This is a genomic window from Paenibacillus sp. 79R4 (assembly GCF_013393165.1).
GTDB lineage: Bacteria > Bacillota > Bacilli > Paenibacillales > Paenibacillaceae > Fontibacillus.
Map to the genome: position 1 here is coordinate 1 of NZ_QJOT01000022.1, position 17,376 is coordinate 17,376.

Here is a 17,376-nt window from a genome sequence, read left to right on the forward strand (position 1 = left end):
TATGGAGCTGACAGGTACTAATCGGTCGAGGGCTTATCCAAAAAACATCTAAATATGCAAAATGAGTTTCGTATCCAGTTTTCAAGGATTAACCTTGAACGTTTGGTGGCGATGGCGGAGGGGTTCCACACGTACCCATCCCGAACACGACCGTTAAGCCCTCTAGCGCCGATGGTACTTGGACCGAAGGGTCCTGGGAGAGTAGGAAGCCGCCAAGCGATAAGAACCACTGCCGTTAATCGGTGGTGGTTTTTTTATTTCATTGCTAAATTGCAATTAGGATGAAAGCCCTTGGGTTTAAATAATCGGCAGGGTGGATAATTATTTGTAACGTTCCTGAGTAGGGCTGGGGTATGACTTGTATCCTTGCATTTTCTGCGCTTGGTTTGGTTTAATGTTTTTTGTGATAAGGCAATATTTACTATATTTCATGAGGAAAGCGGTGAGGGGTACTCATTTTGGTTAATAAACTGTAAATTTTTGGTCATAAGTGCTAAAGAAATGTAATGGGCTTTGTCATCCATTTTGTACAATAATTGAATACAATAGCTATGTTGGATAGAGACAGAGATCTATTTTATTCAAGGGAGAGAAGAATCAAATGTTTGGATTACGAATGAGAAGAGGGGCTACAGCCTTGGCAGTCGGCGTTCTATTGGGAGGTATTTTACCGATGCAGGGGATAGGTTATGCGGCTGATCAGGGATCGGTAGACAACGCTCAGCCAGGTCAGGCTAATCATAGTTCAGCTAACATAGGAACTGAAGACACGAATACGACTTATACGAAGATTGTATTGAAGGCGAATGGGATCATTACCGGACATGAAGGGTTATGGATTGAGGGGAAGACCTGGGTGCCTATCACCTTTTTGCGCGATGGACTTGGTCTGCCTCTAAGTTACAATAAGGAGACTCATACTTATTCCGTTGGGCAAGATTATCGGCAATTGAACATTGTGGTATCTGAATATGGGGAATCGGTTGATATCAATGGCTTCTATCTTAAGGACAGCGGCCGTAGCATAGACGGGCATTTGTATATCCCTTTTCAAGTTGTGAAGAACTACTTGGGATACCAAGGAGATTGGAGCCTAGCTGCCAAGAAGCTTAACGTGCTGAGTGTCAAGGAGAATACGTTAGGAATATATGTTAAGGCTTTTGATCAAGAGAGTGATCAGGCTTCGATTCATCTGAAATATCCGGAAGTGACAGGAATCGATAATGATAAGGCAGAGAAGGCGATCAATGAGGTTCTGAGAAGCGATGCGGATCGGTTCAGAGAAGAAATAGAGAAGAGTTTGCGGGAGAGGAACGAGGATCGCCAAAGCCAAGGTCAGAATAAGATTAGCATCGATTATCAATATTCCAGCAGTTTTATCGTTACTTATAATAAGGATGGTATTCTCAGTTTGCTGATGCAGCAGCATGTCTATACCGGAGGAGCTCATGGAATGCCTTATCGCAAGGCCTACACGTTCTCTTTGAGCGATGGAAGTCAGATATCTCTGGAAGACTTATTCGGGCCGGGAGAACAGGATCTAAGCCCCTTAAATGAACAAATCAAGGCGGACTTTCTGAAGCTGCCGGATTATTTTGGAGGTTTCGTTGCGCTGGGCAGTCAGCCGGATTTCTATCTGCAGCAAGGAGAAGAGGCTTTAAAAATCTTCTTCCAGGTCTATGAGTATACGCCGTATGCAGCCGGATTTCCTGAATTCCCATTCTCATTAAAGGCGATATTCCCTAAAAAAACAGCCTATTTGGTCATTTAAGGAATAGAATAGAGTAAATATAACAATAATCTTAGAATAACTAATGTAACCTTTTTGTTACCGACAAATATAGGACTATCGTTATAATTATATTGGTGCCTTATTACTCAGGAAATTGAACCTGCTTCATGAATGATCCGGGTGAAGAAAGAATCATTTTAAATAATTCTGGGTAAGGAGGAATATTTGATGTGGCAAAAGAAAGCGAGATATTCCTTCTATCTGTTGGGAACGATCCTAATGTTGTTTGTCATTACTGGCTGCGGTTCCTCTGAGCCTTCCTGGACGACTTTCGTCGGAGCATCGGTGGAGAAGAGCTTCCCGGTTCCGAAGGAGGCCAATCGGGTGGAGACTGCGCCCAATAACTCGAAGATGGACTATGCCCATTATTCCTTGTCTGGCCTGAATGAGGATAAGGGTGTACCAGAGGCCTATCAGAAGATTATCAAAGAATGGGGCTGGATGGAGAAGGCCGAGGAAAGTAAGGGCACAACAACCGTCTACGAGAAAGACAAATTAACCGTGCAGCTAACAATTTATAATAATAGCTTTACCGTACTCGTTCCCAAGAGAGAAAGTAGAGCTGTCGTTCAAGGCTTGGATAGCGGTTCATAATCAAGGAATAATCAGTAGTAGTATTTTGTAGTCATGCATAAAAATAGCCTGTCCCCGGGTAGTTCAATGGGTGACAGGCTTTTTCATTGGTTTGGATTTATATGAATTAGGTTAAGGCATATAGTAGGAAGCATCCTGAGGAGTCAGCTTAATGATTCCGTCACGGGGCTGCTTGCGGAAGCGGATCAGAATAATCAGCCTTGGGGCCAAAAACCAGAGATGCCAGAATAATAAGGCCATGATAAAGGAAACTGGTGACCAAGGGATGAGAATGGCGATGATACAGCCTCCAATCCAGGTGGCATAATGCTGGGTACGGCGGAATGTTGAATAGCTGACGAATTGCTCCGGCAGATATCCGATCCATGGCAGACGCATTTTGAAATGCCAGCGTTTCTTATAAGAGTGGCTAATGATAATAAGGACAGAACGAGTAATAACGAATTGGATCCACAAGACGATAAATAACGCCAGCAAGAAAGTAAATATACTTGTCCATGAGATGAATACTATTTCAGCCAATAGCCAAATGAAGGGAAGCGTGGATAAGCCTCCAATCAGGGCCTTGGGGATGGCAATTCTTCTGAGAAGCTTGTAATTATAAAAGGTTGCGCTTCCGGACTCCGCGGGCATGAGCGTGGACGACCCTCCTTTTTGTCAATAGAACTAAAAAAATCTAAATCCATGATTAATATATCGGATGAAAGCAGAAATAATTAAGATTTGTTTACGTACAAACACAGTCATCAGGGCTCCCGCATATATATAAAGTAGGAATCTAACTATGAAAGGGTTTAAAATAATAGAATATGTATCATACTGGTAGTAAAACGAACAAGGTGGGATCGCATATGAATGAGCTTACCGGAAATACGTGTATCATCTGTGGAGAGACCAAGAAAGACGGCATTCATATCGTATCAGAATTTATATGTGATGCTTGTGAATCAGAGATGGTCCATACGGATGTGCAGGAAGAGAAATATCATTTCTTTATTCATCAAATGAAGCAAATCTGGATGCAGAGAAATGCCTAGTTACTCCTTTTATATCCTTCAATTACATTATAAACAGAAGATTGATGCCGGACTACTGCCTAAAAAGTACTTAAAGAGGACCTGATCTGAACGATGACGGGTCCTTTTATGTTGCCCTGTCAGGCAATTAAGCGGTAAAATGGAGCAAAAGAACAGCAAGAGCAAACGTAACAGGAAGGAATAGATTATAGCGATGGCGGAGCATAAGCCACGGGCCCCGTTGTATGAAGCGCTGGTTCATTACCGGAAGCGGAAGGACGCTTCCTTCCATGTGCCAGGCCATAAGGACGGACAAGCCTATTTGGATATATGGGATATCAATGAGGAGATGGCTCTGGCAGGAGTCATGAAAATCGATGCGACGGAAATTACAGGGACGGATGATCTGCATCATCCCGAGGGAGTGATATTGGAGGCGCAGCAGCTTGCGGCGGAGTATTTCGGCGCCGCAGAGACATTCTTCCTGGTTGGCGGCAGTACGGTCGGCAACCTGGCTTTGATCCTGAGCGTGTGCACCGCTCCAGGCGATGTGCTGCTCGTTCAGCGCAATGTCCATAAATCCGTAATTCACGGATTAATGCTTGCTGGCGCGAACGCTGTGTTCCTCTCGCCGCAGCTTGACGCGGCGAGTGGCCTGGCCACCATCCCGTCCGTGGAGACGGTGCGTGAGGCCCTGCGCCGCTATCCCGGCGCCAAGGGGCTGCTCGTTACGCACCCGAACCATTACGGGATGGGGACCCAGCTGCAGCCGTTAGCGCAGCTATGCCACGACAGCGGCGTACCGCTGCTCGTGGATGAGGCGCACGGCGCGCATTTCGGGCTGCACCGGCAGCTGCCGCCCAGCGCTCTCGCGCAGGGGGCGGACGGCGTGGTACAGTCCACGCACAAAATGCTGACCGCAATGACGATGGGCGAAATGCTGCATGTGCAGGGCGATCTGCTCGACCGCAGCTTGATTCGGCAGCGGCTCACTATGGTGCAGAGCTCCAGCCCTTCTTATCCGATCATGGCTTCGCTGGATCTCAGCCGCTGTCTACTTCAGGCCAGCGGGGAGAAGCTGTTCGCGCAGGCGCTGGACTTAGCCTCGCAAATGCGTAGTGAGATCAGGACCATGAAGCGCTTCGGTCTTGTCGAACTAGGCGCAAGCGGAGTCAGCGCTGCATACTCTATACAAGACCCGTTCAAAGTGGTGTTGTATGATGCAGCAGGAGAGCTTAACGGCTATGCACTGCAGGAAGCATTGGAGGCGCGTGGCTGTATTCCGGAGATGAGCGATGAGCGATATGTTGTCCTCGCTTTGAGTGTGGGTACTTCACAGCAGGATCTGAATCGTTTGCTTGCTGCTCTGCGGGAAATCACTGCAGCAGGAAGCGGCTTAACAACGGGAGTGCAGCTGGCTTGTTCAGCAGTAGCGAACCCATCTGAGTCTAATATTTCCACGTGGAACATATTTGAGTCACCAGTCGCATCACAACCACAATTAAATGCGCAACATAGCAGTCAGAACCTGCACATGACAGCGAACGTGTCGACTCCCGTATTGTTCAGTCTTCAACCAGTAGCAGCGCCATTGATCGAGAGAATTCCGATCGAGGAGAGCGCTGGGCGCCAGGCGGCGGAGATGGTTATCCCATATCCGCCAGGGATTCCTATCCTGTATCCGGGCGAATGGATTACGAATGAAATAGAGACCATGTTGCTCCAGCTTAGGAATTTCAAGGCGAAATGCCAAGGCGTAGAGGATTTCTCTCTGCGTACGATCAGCGTATATCAAAGTACAGAACAAAGGCGGGAACATCGTGAAAGCGAAAGATAGAGGAATGTTTATTACATTGGAAGGTGGTGAAGGATCGGGCAAGACGACGGTGATTGAAGAACTGGCGGCGGTGCTTGAGAATCAGGGAATCCCTTATATCAAGACCCGTGAGCCCGGTGGTATTGAGATTGCTGAGAAGATTCGGGCAGTCATACTCAATCCTGAGCATACGGCGATGGATCCGCGTACAGAAGCGCTGCTCTATGCAGCCGCAAGGCGTCAACACCTGGCCGAGAGGGTCGAGCCGGCCCTTTCCGAAGGCATCTTCGTATTATGTGACCGATTTATTGACAGCAGCCTGGCTTATCAGGGGTATGCCCGTGGTCTAGGGATAGAGGAAGTATTGTCGATTAATCTGTTCGCTACCCATGGACGGATGCCAGACATTACCTTCTACATGGATATTGAACCAGAGCAGGGCTTGACACGCATCTCGTCCAATCAAGGACGGGAAGTGAATCGCCTTGATCTGGAAGAGCTTGCTTTTCACCATCAGGTTCGTGAGGGGTATCAAAGAGTAGTTTCAATGTACCCGGAGCGGATTCAAGTAATCGATGCTTCCGGTTCGAAGCAGGAGATTGCAGAATTGATTAAGAGCCAACTTCTTAGGGCTATAGAGGAATTTAAGCATTCTTTGTCAAAATAAATAGATGAGTCGAATCACCACCTTCTTATCCTAATCGAGGAGGTTTGGTTCACAAAAATATGAGGAGGGACTGCAAATGAAATTAATTGTTGCGATTATCCAGGATAAAGACAGCAATAAATTGTCCAGCGCACTTGTTAAGGAGAACTATCGAGCAACGAAGCTGGCCAGTACCGGTGGGTTTCTGCGCGCAGGCAACACGACATTCATGATCGGGGTCGATGATAATCAGGTAGAATCCGTATTGGATGTCATACGCAATAGTTGTAAAGTACGTGAGCAGCTAGTAACTCCAGTAACTCCTATGAGCGGAACAACGGATTCCTATTTGCCATTGCCTGTTGAAGTGCAAGTTGGTGGGGCAACGGTATTCGTATTGCCGGTTGATCGATTTGAACATTTCTAACATAATGTTAACCATATATCTGCTTAGTATGATAGAATCATAACAATCATAGATGGATAGGCAGGTGACAGCTTTGAAGATTGATCCGGGGTTCAGGCCGTTGAACAGCCGCCTGGGCGTAAGCGATAATGCGACTAAGCCAACTCAGGCCAAGAGCTTCGCTGATGTGATGCATAAGCACGGAGAACAGGCCAGCAAGGATGAATTGAATCGTAAATTTAAGGAAATTCAGCTGCAGGGTGACCGCTTGGCTCGTTCGATGACGGTTCGGGAGCTGAAAGCTTACCGTCTTATGGTTAAGGGCTTTCTTGAAGACACCGTTCGACGGGGAGTAGGCATCAAGGATTCCCGAGGTTGGGATCGGCGCGGCCGCGGGAAGCGTTACAAGCTGCTGGATGAGATCGATGCTACATTGCTGCAGATGGCTGATGAACTGCTTGAGTCAGAGCAGGGAAAAATTGATCTTTTGCAGAAAATCGGTGAAATTCGCGGTATGCTCATAAATTTATGCTTTTAAAAGAGGTAAGAGGAGTTATGGCTTTTACAGATATTATCGGGCAGGAGGCTGCCAAGCAGCAGCTGCAGAGCAGTCTCCGCCGCAAACAGATATCCCATGCATATATTTTCAGTGGTCCGCCGGGAAGCGGACAGAAGGAAGTAGCTATGGCGTTCGCCCAGGCTCTGTTTTGCACTAAGGGCGGAGACGACGCTTGTGGTGAATGTCTGGAATGCCGCAAGGTCCAGCATGGCAATCACCCTGATTTACATTATATCGCTCCAGAGGGAGCGAGTATCAAGATTGAACAAATCCGCGACCTACAGCGGATCTTTTCATATCGCTCGGAGACGGGCAATCCGAAGGTATACATTATTGATGAAGCCGATAAGATGACCGTTCAAGCCGCTAACAGTCTGCTGAAATTTCTTGAAGAGCCGCCATCTCCGGCCGTAGCTATTTTACTGTCTGATAATGGACGAGCTCTTCTGCCGACCATTCAGTCCCGAGCACAGTGGGTGTCCTTCATGCCGCTGGATCCGGACCGTATGATGCAAATTTTAACGGGAGAAGGATATGCTGTAAATCTGTGCAGATGTGCTGTACAATTGGCAGCAGGAGTCCAATCCTGCCGGGATTTACTTGATCAGAATTGGTTTGCAGAAATTAGAAACGTAGTGTTACAATTAGGGAAGGAAACCGCTGGCCGTGGCGGATCTCCGATCATTACAGCGCAGCAGAACGTATTCAAGGCCGGACTAGGCGAACATTTGGACATCCTGTTCAGCCTTTTCCATATATGGTTCAAGGACATGATTCATGCGCTCTATCATAGACATGACCGAATCGTTTTCATAGACGAGCTGGATTTTATAACGAAGCATGCCTTCTCACGTGCTGAAGAGCAGTGGATTCATGCGATGGAACTCGTGGCGGAAAGTAAGAAAAAACTGCGACAAAATATGAATGCCCAGCTCTGTCTTGAACAGTTTCTTATTGGTGTAGACGGGCGTAATTAATCGGCGGCAGTACGTATCGTGTCTGACAGATAGATAAACTTTTCTCCCGTGGTAAGCAGGGGTTTGATCACAGGTGGCGACCTCTTGCTCGAGGTTCTCCAGTTTTTTATCGCTATACAAGGGGGTAAGTTTTTGTATACTGTAGTAGGTGTCCGCTTCAAGAAAGCGGGTAAAATATACTATTTCGATCCGCTTGATTTTCCCGTTGAGAGAGATCAAAGCGTCATTGTCGAGACGGCGCGAGGGATCGAATACGGCAAGGTTGTAGTTGGCAAGAAGGTGGTTGAGGAGGCGGACGTTGTTCTTCCGCTCAAGAAAGTAATCCGGATTGCGGGCGATGCTGATGCCGACATTGTTGAAGAGAATAAGCTTGCGGCGAAGAATGCTTTTGCCACATGTTTAAATAAAATCAAAGACCATGATTTGAAAATGAAGCTGGTCGATGTCGAATTTACGTTTGACCGCAACAAAATTATTTTCTATTTCACGGCGGAGGGACGGGTAGATTTTAGAGAACTGGTGAAGGATTTGGCCAGTATCTTTCGTACCCGGATCGAGCTGAGACAGATCGGCGTCAGAGATGAGGCGAAGATGTTAGGCGGGATCGGCCCTTGCGGTCGGATACTTTGCTGCTCCTCTTGGCTTGGCGATTTCGAGCCTGTCTCGATCAAGATGGCCAAAGACCAGAGCTTGTCGCTCAATCCAACCAAGATCTCCGGTTTATGCGGAAGATTAATGTGTTGTCTCAAATTTGAGCATGATAACTACGAGAGTGTGAAGGAAGAAATGCCGACGGTTGGCAAGCAAGTCATTACTTCTTTGGGAGAAGGCAAGGTCGTCGGAATTAATGCCGGTTCGCGGACAGTGCATGTGCAATTGTTCGAGATCAACAAGGTTAAGGAGCTTTCGTTAGACGACGTAGTTGTTAAATAGTCAAGAATATCATATTTTCAATATAATTGAGAATGACTCTGGGGTGGGAACTTGGAGAATAAAGATATTTTCGCGTATATGCAAGCGCTGGAAAAACAAATAGCTAAAGTACACGGCGATTTTGGCACGCTTATGCTTGAGGTGAAGAAGCTGATGGAGGAGAACCAGCAGCTCAGGCTAGAGAATGAGAAGATGCGTAAAGTTCTGAAGCAGGAAAATGAGATAGAGCTGGCATCTTCCGAAGGTAAGCAGGAACAAGCGCAGCTGGAGCATAAGGAAAATACCGATATCGTGGGAGAAGGTTATGATAACCTGGCGCGGTTATATCACGAAGGTTTTCATATCTGCAACGTATATTACGGACATTTACGTACAGAGGGCGATTGCCTGTTCTGCCTGTCTTTTCTGAATAAATAACAAGCCGTAGGGAGAGCTTCCTACGGTTTTTTTTAGATTTTAACGGGAAAATGCATCCTTATAAAGGAACTAACAAATAATGAGCAGAAATGGGCGAGCGCGATTCATGAGAAATGTGGAAATTTACGAGACAGAGCGGGTGGATGATCTGCTTACCCATGATCTGTCGATCATTCAGAGCGAGCAGGTGTTCAGCTTCTCAATGGATGCCGTACTGCTGGCGAGATTTGCAAATATTCCGAAATACGGCCGGATATTGGACTTATGCAGCGGCAACGGTGTGATTCCGATATTGCTGTCAACGCGGACGAAGGCGCTAATTGAAGGCATCGAGATTCAGCCCCGGCTTGCGGACATGGCTCGGCGCAGCGTGGAGATGAACGGCTTGAAGGAGCGGGTTAACATTATGGAGGGCGATCTGCGCGATCTGGCTAAGGAAGGCGGGAATGGCATATATGATGCCATAACGGTTAATCCGCCTTATATGCCGCTAACCGGTGGGGATCTGAAGCTGAGTGAGCATCAGAGCATCGCTCGGCATGAGATTCATTGCACGCTGGAGGATGTAGCGCAAGTGGCAATGCGACTGGTCAAGCCCGGGGGCAAAATATCGATGGTTCATAGACCACAGCGGCTTGGTGATATCATCACAATGTTCAGGAAATATCGGATGGAGCCCAAGGTGATCCGATTTGTACACCCACGGGCGGGATCAGAGGCCAACATGGTGCTGATCGAGGCGCATCGGGATGGGAAGCCGGACGTCAAAATATTGCCTCCGCTGATCGTATATCAGGAGAGCGGGGAGTACTTTCACGAAGTTATGGATATCTATTATGGACCAAAAGAGGGGAAGGCATGAGTATAAACATACAGAGAAGTTTTGAGGATAAGCCGGAAAATAATAGCCAGGGGAAATTGTTCCTTGTCGCCACGCCGATCGGCAACCTGGAGGATATGACTTATCGTGCTGTGCGAACCCTGCAGGAGGCGGATATCATCGCTGCGGAGGACACGAGACAGACGCGCAAGCTGTTAAGTCATTTCGAAATATCTCCCGGTAAACTGCTGAGCTATCATGAGCATAATAAGGCAGCCAGTGGCCCGGAATTGATACGCCTTATAATAGAAGGAAAAAATTTGGCGCTGGTCAGTGACGCCGGGTTGCCGGCCATTTCCGACCCGGGCAGCGATCTGGTTAAGCTAGCGCTGGAAGCGGGTATTTCCGTAATTCCGGTGCCTGGGGCAAACGCAGCTCTGTCAGCTTTGATTGTGTCAGGCCTGCCTACAGAGAGATTCACCTTTCTTGGCTTCTTACCGCGAGATAATAAAGATAGAGACAAGCTATTAAGCTCACTATTGGATGAGCAAGGTACATTGCTGCTGTATGAATCTCCCCATCGATTGGTAAAATCACTTGAGGCGCTGCTGGAGGCCTGGGGGGATAGACAGGTTGTGCTGGCTCGCGAGCTGACAAAGCGTTATGAAGAGATGGTGCGGGGAACATTCAGCGCATGCCTCGAATGGCTGCAGGAGCATCCGCCGATTGGCGAATATTGTATCGTTGTCTCCGGGGCTCATCCTGAAGAGGTGAAGGAACGGAGAGATGCATGGTGGCAAGCGCTCTCGGTAGAGGATCATGTCGCACACTATGAAGAACAGGAGAAGCTGCCGAGAAAAGAAGCGATGAAGAAGGCTGCTAATGATCGAGGAGTTTCTAAACGGGATATTTACAATATGCTGCTGTAAAAGAGGAACCTTTTTTTAAAAAAAGCATTTAATAATTTACTTTTAATTGCTAAAAAACCATAAATTGTATTTATGGGTCAAAAAAGGGGCCTTCGTAGGCCGGGTTCAAGCCTGGAAGGCGCCAAGGAGATATGAAAAAGGTTAGAATTAACATATTCAGTAAATCTATTATATACTATTTTTATTAATTTGTCACAGGGGTAGGCAATTCGCTTAAACATTCGTGGCAAACAATTTTTCCCTTGAAGTAAGTTACGTTTTCGGCATTGCCACAGAAGATACAAGCGGGCTCGTATTTCTTAAGCATGATCCGTTCTCCGTCAACGTAAATTTCAAGAGCGTCTTTTTCACCGATTCCTAGTGTACGGCGCAATTCGATCGGGATCACGACACGTCCCAATTCATCTACTTTTCTAACAATACCTGTTGATTTCATCATAACTGATAGTAGCCCCTCTCGCTATAGTTTAAAAGTGTCATTATTCGACAAACTTCTATCTTTTATGATAGTTATGATACCAACCATTGCCAGAATAGTCAACCTATTTATGGTAGAGTTCAGTTTTATTTCTATTTTTTTGGTTGAAAAAACATAATTTATCCTTAAATTACTGGTAGATAGGCGCTTTTCCGCTTAAAACAGGTTATTCTATGATTCGACAATATGGAAAGTGTTTATTCAACAACTTTAGACAAAATTCGACAAAATCTGTCGACATTAGCTAAAGTTTCGTCAAATCACCTTACAAATTTTTTTTAAGATTATGGGTTAGGGAGGGATTTTACATGTATCGTCAGCTTCGAGAAGAGAAAGTATTCAAGGATCCCGTTCACAATTATGTTCATGTGCAGGATGAAATTATTTGGTCGCTCATTAATACCTCGGAATTTCAACGTTTGCGTCGGATTCGTCAGCTTGGAACTTCTTATTTAACGTTCCATGGGGCTGAGCACAGTCGATTCTCCCATTCTTTAGGAGTCTATGAGATTACCCGGCGAATTATTTCTCAATTTGAGCGCGCCAATTATGCGGACTGGCCCCGGGAAGAGGGAATGGTAGCTCTATGTGCTGCACTATTGCATGATCTCGGCCATGGTCCCTTCTCTCATTCGGTAGAGCAGGCCTTCCAGATGCATCATGAGGATTGGACCTGTCGCATTTTGCTCGGTGACACAGAGGTCAGATCGGTGCTGCGCCGGATGGGGGATGATTTCCCAGATAAGGTAGCGGCGGTGATTCGCAAGGATTATGAGCAGCCGATTGTTGTGAATCTCGTCTCCAGCCCGCTGGATGCGGATCGGATGGATTATTTACTGCGCGATGCTTATTTTACCGGTGTTAATTATGGAACGATAGATATGGATCGGATTCTGCGAATGCTTAGACCGTATAAAGGAAGAATTGTCGTCAAGGATTCGGGCATGCATGCGGTAGAAGATTATTTAATGTCCAGATATCAGATGTACTGGCAAATTTATTTCCATCCGGTTACGCGCAGCTCAGAGATCATTTTAAGGCAGATTTTCAAAAGAGCGAAGGCGTTGTATGAGCAAGGCCATCGCTTCAAGTTTCTGCCGGAACCTTTGCCTTCATTATTTAATCGCACCATGACGGTACAGGACTATCTTCAATTAGATGAAGCGTTGGTTCAGACGGCCTTTATGCAGTGGAGAAAGGAGACGGACGAGCTGCTTGGAGAACTGTGCTCCCGGTTCATCGACCGCAAGCTGTATAAATATGTAGAGATGGACTCTTTGGATATGGAGACAATTGAAGAGATTAGAGCTGCATTTGATAAGGCGGGGCTTAATCCGGAATACGATTTGGAAATTGATTTTCCAACGGATCTGCCTTATGATGTGTTTCGTCCGGATGGGGAAGGGCGGGAGAAGCAGATCCTGCTTCTGGACCGTCAAGAACGTTTGCGTGAGATTTCCGAAGTATCGGATATTGTCAGATCGATCAGCGGTTTGCAGCGCGGGAAATTCCATTTGTATTTTCCAGATGATAAAGTTCTTGCAGTTATTGACGATTTGCCGCGGGAGATTGCGGAACTATTCGTAGAACAGCATTAAAATTCTCGAATGATGCCAGGATGAACTCAACAAAAATTAACCAATGAACTAGCTGGGAGGCGCATATACATTGATGCTTATTGATACACATACCCATCTGGATGCTCCACAGTTCGACGAGGATCGCGAGGAGGTCATTCAGCGGGCTCTGGAACAGGGAGTGACGCGGATGATCAACATTGGCTTTAATCGGGAGACGATTCCGACGACGATGAAATTGGCGGAGCAATACGATTTTATCTATGCAGCCGTGGGCTGGCATCCGCAAGATGCGATTACGATGCAGGATGGTGACCTCGACTGGATTGCGGAATTGTGCAAGCATGAGAAGGTCGTCGCAATCGGCGAAATCGGGCTGGATTATTATTGGGATACGTCACCCAAAGAGGTGCAGCACAAGGTCCTGCGCAATCAGATCGGGCTTGCTCGAAGTCTGGGAATGCCAATTTCGATTCATAATCGGGATGCACATGAGGATATTGTACGAATTTTGCAGGAAGAGAAGGCAAGTGAAGTTGGCGGTGTGATGCATTCCTTCTCTGGCAGCTGGGAAATTGCCAAATTGTGTCTGAATATGGGATTTCATTTGTCATTTGGCGGGCCGATTACGTTCAAAAATGCCAAGCAGCCAAAAGAGGTTATTATGAAGGTTCCCATGGACCGATTATTGATTGAGACAGACTCCCCATATTTAACACCACACCCATATCGTGGGAAGAGAAATGAGTCGGGTTACGTCCGTCTCGTCGCCGAGGCGGCAGCGGAATTAAAAGGGATTTCTTTGGAAGAATTAGCCAACGTAACAACCAAAAATGCAATGGAACGATTTGGCATTCGCTGAAATATTGAGAAAAAGTAATGAAAAAATGAGTAAACGAGAAAGATTAATGCATTTTAACAATTAAAACTCTGTTTATTACATTTTTTTAACCAATTATTAAAATAAACGTTGTTGATTCGTCCTTTACAACATGTATCGAAACAAGATAGAATTTCTTCAGTAATCCATTTGGCGATTCTCACAGACTTATTTTGCCAGAGATTACCGAAGTTCCATAAACCAGTCTCGCTGAATCTCCGAGTGTGGAGAACGGGGGAACCGACCACGGCAATTCATGAGATTATGAATGAGCATGTCGTGAAGGATTTCTTTGTAAGGGTCTATGGGGTGAATTCGAGGTCATTGCGCCATGAGCGAATGAACTAAGAAAGGGCGACTCTCTACGTCCTAACCCGACAGCTAACCTCGTAGGCGTATCCAGAGAGGCAACAACTCGTGCATCTATACATCACTGATTATTCCGGAAGCCACGAACAGAGTTCCTCTAACTCTTTCTTTAGGCTTCTTTTGTTTTGAATAAACTTAGTAGGGTCATCATACTGTTGTTTACAGGGGGTGACCAATGCCGAGAGGACTGGGACAGGAATGCGGAGTGCGCTTTATGGCATTTCGTAAAATCGATCTGTAGTCACGTCAATTTCATGATATGTCGATCTAGACGGCGGGACTATGTAAGGAGGACGGAAGATATGGGATTTTTCCGTAACCAGGATACCCATGAATCACGCTCATCCAGCATGTCTTACGCAATGCGATGGAAGCAAGAACATCTGCGTCAGGTTTTGCTTGTTGGAGTTCTGGCCATTGCAGTAATCACCATCATCCTGATTTGGTTCTACACACAGAACAGTAAAAAAATATATTTGGTTGTTGATGGAAAGACAGAGTCAATCACCACCAGACATTCCTTGGTCAATAAAGTGCTGGATGAACAATCCATCATATTGCAGCCGGGCGATGAAGTTTCCAAATCGTTGTCGAGCGCAATAGAGGATGGGGACCGGATTGAGATTGTCCGGGCCGTTCCCGTCAGTATCAGTGTGGATGGCGCTCATAAGCTGACCTTTACCACGAAGGCCAAGGTAGAGGACGCTATTCAGGAACTAGGCGTAGATGTGAATCAGGAGGATAAAGTTTCTCCAGGCCTGAATCAGGCCGTCACAGCGAATATGGTTATTAATATCGTTCGTGTCAAGAAACATAATATTCAACAACAAGAGACCGTACCATTCAATGTCGTCAAGACAAGTGATGATCAGCTGCTGAAGGGTGAAACGAAGGTCGTACAGGAAGGCAGCCAGGGCCTAGTCGTACACAATGTTGAGAAGGTGTATGAGGATGGCAAATTCGTGTCAAAGCGTTGGCTTGGCAAGGAGGTCGTTAAGAAGGCCACACCTAAAGTCATTGCCGTGGGCACGAAGCCGAAGACTGCTGTGATGTCCGCTAGCATTTCCCGCTCCTCGGATCAGGTGAGCATCAGTGGATTGACCAAAAAGGGCGGAGTCTCGTTCAAATATAAAAAAATGCTCAAGAACGTAACCTTGACTGCCTACTCTGCAGAAGAGGATGGAATCGGCACGAAAACAGCTACAGGAACCCGAGTTCAAGAGGGAAGAACGATCGCTGTCGATAAAAATGTCGTTCCGTTAGGTTGGTGGGTATACATTGAAGGCCTCGGATTCCGCAAAGCGGAAGATACTGGGGGCGCTATTAAAGGCAACAAGATGGACGTATATTTTGATTCGCTCAAAACAGCAAACCAATTCGGCCGCAAGAAGGGTCGGACAGTTTATGTCATCGGCCCGACCAAGCCAGAGCTCAACTAGTTGGCTGCAAAGTTGAAAGGATATATCGAAAATAAGATCTAGGATCGTGATTAGCGGGGGTTCAAAAAGTGGACTTTTTGAGCAACCTCTATTAGGATGATGAATAAGACAGTGGATAAGAAGGGGAATCTATCCTCTTCTTTTTGTTTTGTTTATTAAAGCGTATAATTTTTAGGGATATATATGAGTGTTCAAAAAGGCCGGTTTTCAGTGCGATCTTGTGATCAGGAGCAGGTTTTTTGAACAATCTCTACATGGAAGGGAAGGCCGTATATGATCAAAGAGATCATTGTGGTGGAAGGCCGGGACGATACTGTGGCGATTAAGCGAGCCGTAGAGGCCGATACGATTGAGACGGGCGGTTCAGCCATCAATGAGAGAACATTGCGTAAAATAGCACTCGCCCAGGAGCGGCGCGGGGTTATTATATTTACAGATCCGGATCATGCCGGAGAGAGGATTCGCAAGATCGTTGCGAAGCGCGTGCCAGGCTGCAAGCATGCCTTCTTGCGGGAGGCCGATGCGACCAAGCGGGGAGATATCGGGGTCGAGAATGCGTCGCCAGAGGCGATTCGGGAGGCGCTGAGCCGAGTACGCAGCGAGACGGCGGGAATGGAGCCTCTGATCGATTGGGAAGACTTAATCGATGCAGGTCTCATTATTCACTCTCAAGCGGCTGCAAGAAGACGTAAGCTTGGCGAGCTGCTCGGAATCGGGTATTGCAACGGCAAACAGCTATATAAGCGGCTGGTGGCCTTTAAGATCAGCCGAGAGGAGTTCGCGGCTGCACTGGCACAATTGGAGGATGAAGGGGTAATTCATTAATGACGATAAGAGAAGATATAGCAACTCCACGCCGAACGAAGGAGATTATCCAGCGTCACGGTTTCTCGTTTAAGAAGAGTCTGGGTCAGAATTTTCTGATCGACCAAAATATTCTTGGCAAAATAGTATCCGCAGCAGGGCTGGATAAGACGAAGGGAGCGCTGGAGATCGGCCCGGGCATTGGAGCGCTTACTGAGAGGCTCGCTGAGGAGGCCGGCAAAGTGACCGCCGTGGAAATCGACCAGCGGTTGTTGCCGATCCTTGAAGAAGTGCTTGAGCCGTTCCCGCATGTGCAGGTGGTTCATGGCGACGTGCTGAAGCTGGATCTGAAGGAGTTGTTCGCTCGGCAATTCAGCGCTGTGAATGGCGTTAGCGTAGTGGCTAACCTGCCTTATTATGTCACCACACCTATCCTGATGAAGCTGCTGGAAGAGAAGCTGCCTCTGGAGAATATCGTGGTCATGATTCAGAAGGAGGTAGCTGAGCGAATGGCAGCTTCTCCTGGAGGGAAGGAATATGGCAGCTTAAGTATTGCTGTGCAATATTACAGTGAGCCTGAGCTGGTCTGTACAGTGCCTCACAGCGTGTTTATCCCGCAGCCGAATGTGGAGTCCGCAGTAATTCGTCTTAAGGTGCGCAAGCAGCCTCCGGTTCAAGTGGAGGATGAAGCGTTCTTCTTTGAGGTGGTACAAGCTTCCTTTGCACAAAGACGCAAGACGATCTCAAACAATCTTAAGAGCCGTTTCTTCCCGAAGGAGGGCAGGGAGCGTCTGGAAGCTCTGCTGGGAGAGGCCGGCATTGCTCCGTCAAGACGGGCGGAGACGCTGGATTTGCATGAGTTCGCCAAGCTGAGCAATATGCTCGTGCAATTTGGGTTGAACGAAGCTTAGCTGTAACCAATCC

19 protein-coding genes, 1 rRNA gene and 1 riboswitch are annotated in these 17,376 nt (G+C 46.9%); of the genes, 18 read left to right on the top strand and 2 right to left on the bottom strand.

Annotated features, from left to right (window positions below):
• Positions 1 to 101 precede the first annotated feature (101 nt).
• The 3 genes from rrf to DMN77_RS21585 all read left to right on the top strand — a co-directional run bounded on the left by rrf (position 102) and on the right by DMN77_RS21585 (position 2,386).
• Positions 102 to 218, top strand: a 5S ribosomal RNA gene (gene rrf / locus DMN77_RS21575).
• A gap of 383 nt (positions 219 to 601) precedes the next feature.
• Positions 602 to 1,771, top strand: a complete 1,170-nt coding sequence (locus DMN77_RS21580) for a PdaC/SigV domain-containing protein (protein WP_179016276.1) — start codon at positions 602 to 604, stop codon at positions 1,769 to 1,771.
• Between the two features lie 189 nt (positions 1,772 to 1,960).
• Entirely contained in the window at positions 1,961 to 2,386 is a 426-nt protein-coding gene (locus DMN77_RS21585; protein ID WP_068778591.1) for a hypothetical protein, read from the top strand.
• Positions 2,387 to 2,497: 111 nt separating this feature from the next.
• Here DMN77_RS21585 and DMN77_RS21590 read toward each other — a convergent pair whose 3' ends face one another.
• Entirely contained in the window at positions 2,498 to 3,019 is a 522-nt protein-coding gene (locus tag DMN77_RS21590) for a hypothetical protein (protein WP_068778590.1), read from the bottom strand.
• 218 nt (positions 3,020 to 3,237) lie between these two features.
• Between DMN77_RS21590 and DMN77_RS21595 the strand changes: the two genes are divergently transcribed.
• The 10 genes from DMN77_RS21595 (at position 3,238) to rsmI (ending at position 10,905) form a co-directional block, all read left to right on the top strand.
• A complete protein-coding gene (locus DMN77_RS21595; protein WP_068778589.1) occupies positions 3,238 to 3,423 on the top strand; it encodes a sigma factor G inhibitor Gin in 186 nt (61 codons plus the stop codon).
• A 193-nt stretch (positions 3,424 to 3,616) separates the two neighbouring features.
• Positions 3,617 to 5,239: an aminotransferase class I/II-fold pyridoxal phosphate-dependent enzyme gene (locus tag DMN77_RS21600; protein WP_179016277.1), complete on the top strand. Its 1,623-nt coding sequence runs from the start codon at positions 3,617 to 3,619 to the stop codon at positions 5,237 to 5,239.
• A 4-nt stretch (positions 5,240 to 5,243) separates the two neighbouring features.
• Positions 5,244 to 5,885 carry a dTMP kinase gene (gene tmk / locus DMN77_RS21605; protein ID WP_179016304.1) on the top strand — a complete coding sequence of 214 codons (642 nt, stop codon included), beginning with the start codon at positions 5,244 to 5,246 and terminating at the stop codon, positions 5,883 to 5,885.
• 76 nt (positions 5,886 to 5,961) lie between these two features.
• Positions 5,962 to 6,291, top strand: coding sequence for a cyclic-di-AMP receptor (locus tag DMN77_RS21610; RefSeq protein WP_068778586.1), 330 nt, complete (start codon positions 5,962 to 5,964; stop codon positions 6,289 to 6,291).
• Positions 6,292 to 6,364: 73 nt separating this feature from the next.
• Complete coding sequence (locus DMN77_RS21615; RefSeq protein WP_068778587.1) at positions 6,365 to 6,808, top strand: YaaR family protein; 444 nt, start codon at positions 6,365 to 6,367, stop codon at positions 6,806 to 6,808.
• A gap of 17 nt (positions 6,809 to 6,825) precedes the next feature.
• Positions 6,826 to 7,806: a DNA polymerase III subunit delta' gene (gene holB / locus DMN77_RS21620; RefSeq protein ID WP_179016278.1), complete on the top strand. Its 981-nt coding sequence runs from the start codon at positions 6,826 to 6,828 to the stop codon at positions 7,804 to 7,806.
• Between the two features lie 132 nt (positions 7,807 to 7,938).
• Positions 7,939 to 8,739, top strand: a complete 801-nt coding sequence (locus DMN77_RS21625; RefSeq protein WP_068778584.1) for a PSP1 domain-containing protein — start codon at positions 7,939 to 7,941, stop codon at positions 8,737 to 8,739.
• Between the two features lie 51 nt (positions 8,740 to 8,790).
• The gene (locus DMN77_RS21630; protein ID WP_068778583.1) at positions 8,791 to 9,156 is read left to right on the top strand and encodes an initiation-control protein YabA; all 366 of its coding nucleotides are present in this window, start codon (positions 8,791 to 8,793) and stop codon (positions 9,154 to 9,156) included.
• 106 nt (positions 9,157 to 9,262) lie between these two features.
• A complete protein-coding gene (locus DMN77_RS21635) occupies positions 9,263 to 10,018 on the top strand; it encodes a tRNA1(Val) (adenine(37)-N6)-methyltransferase (protein WP_179016279.1) in 756 nt (251 codons plus the stop codon).
• Complete coding sequence (gene rsmI / locus DMN77_RS21640) at positions 10,015 to 10,905, top strand: 16S rRNA (cytidine(1402)-2'-O)-methyltransferase (RefSeq protein ID WP_179016280.1); 891 nt, start codon at positions 10,015 to 10,017, stop codon at positions 10,903 to 10,905. Before DMN77_RS21635 ends, rsmI begins: the two co-directional genes overlap by 4 nt.
• Before the next feature lie 184 nt (positions 10,906 to 11,089).
• Here rsmI and DMN77_RS21645 read toward each other — a convergent pair whose 3' ends face one another.
• On the bottom strand, positions 11,090 to 11,344 hold the full coding sequence (locus DMN77_RS21645) for an AbrB/MazE/SpoVT family DNA-binding domain-containing protein (RefSeq protein WP_068778580.1): 255 nt from the start codon (positions 11,342 to 11,344) through the stop codon (positions 11,090 to 11,092).
• 347 nt (positions 11,345 to 11,691) lie between these two features.
• On the opposite strand from DMN77_RS21645, the gene DMN77_RS21650 reads away from it, so the two are divergent.
• From DMN77_RS21650 to rsmA, 5 genes are all read left to right on the top strand, one after another.
• Positions 11,692 to 12,981: an HD domain-containing protein gene (locus tag DMN77_RS21650; RefSeq protein WP_179016281.1), complete on the top strand. Its 1,290-nt coding sequence runs from the start codon at positions 11,692 to 11,694 to the stop codon at positions 12,979 to 12,981.
• 70 nt (positions 12,982 to 13,051) lie between these two features.
• Positions 13,052 to 13,822 (top strand): TatD family hydrolase, encoded by a 771-nt coding sequence (locus DMN77_RS21655; protein WP_229520791.1) that lies wholly within the window; start codon positions 13,052 to 13,054, stop codon positions 13,820 to 13,822.
• Between the two features lie 216 nt (positions 13,823 to 14,038).
• A riboswitch (cyclic di-AMP (ydaO/yuaA leader) is annotated at positions 14,039 to 14,252 on the top strand.
• Between the two features lie 259 nt (positions 14,253 to 14,511).
• Positions 14,512 to 15,648 carry a resuscitation-promoting factor gene (locus DMN77_RS21660; protein WP_179016282.1) on the top strand — a complete coding sequence of 379 codons (1,137 nt, stop codon included), beginning with the start codon at positions 14,512 to 14,514 and terminating at the stop codon, positions 15,646 to 15,648.
• 273 nt (positions 15,649 to 15,921) lie between these two features.
• Positions 15,922 to 16,473, top strand: a complete 552-nt coding sequence (rnmV, locus tag DMN77_RS21665) for a ribonuclease M5 (protein ID WP_179016283.1) — start codon at positions 15,922 to 15,924, stop codon at positions 16,471 to 16,473.
• Positions 16,473 to 17,363: a 16S rRNA (adenine(1518)-N(6)/adenine(1519)-N(6))-dimethyltransferase RsmA gene (gene rsmA / locus DMN77_RS21670; protein WP_179016284.1), complete on the top strand. Its 891-nt coding sequence runs from the start codon at positions 16,473 to 16,475 to the stop codon at positions 17,361 to 17,363. The genes rnmV and rsmA overlap by 1 nt, the downstream gene beginning before the upstream one ends.
• Positions 17,364 to 17,376 lie beyond the last annotated feature (13 nt).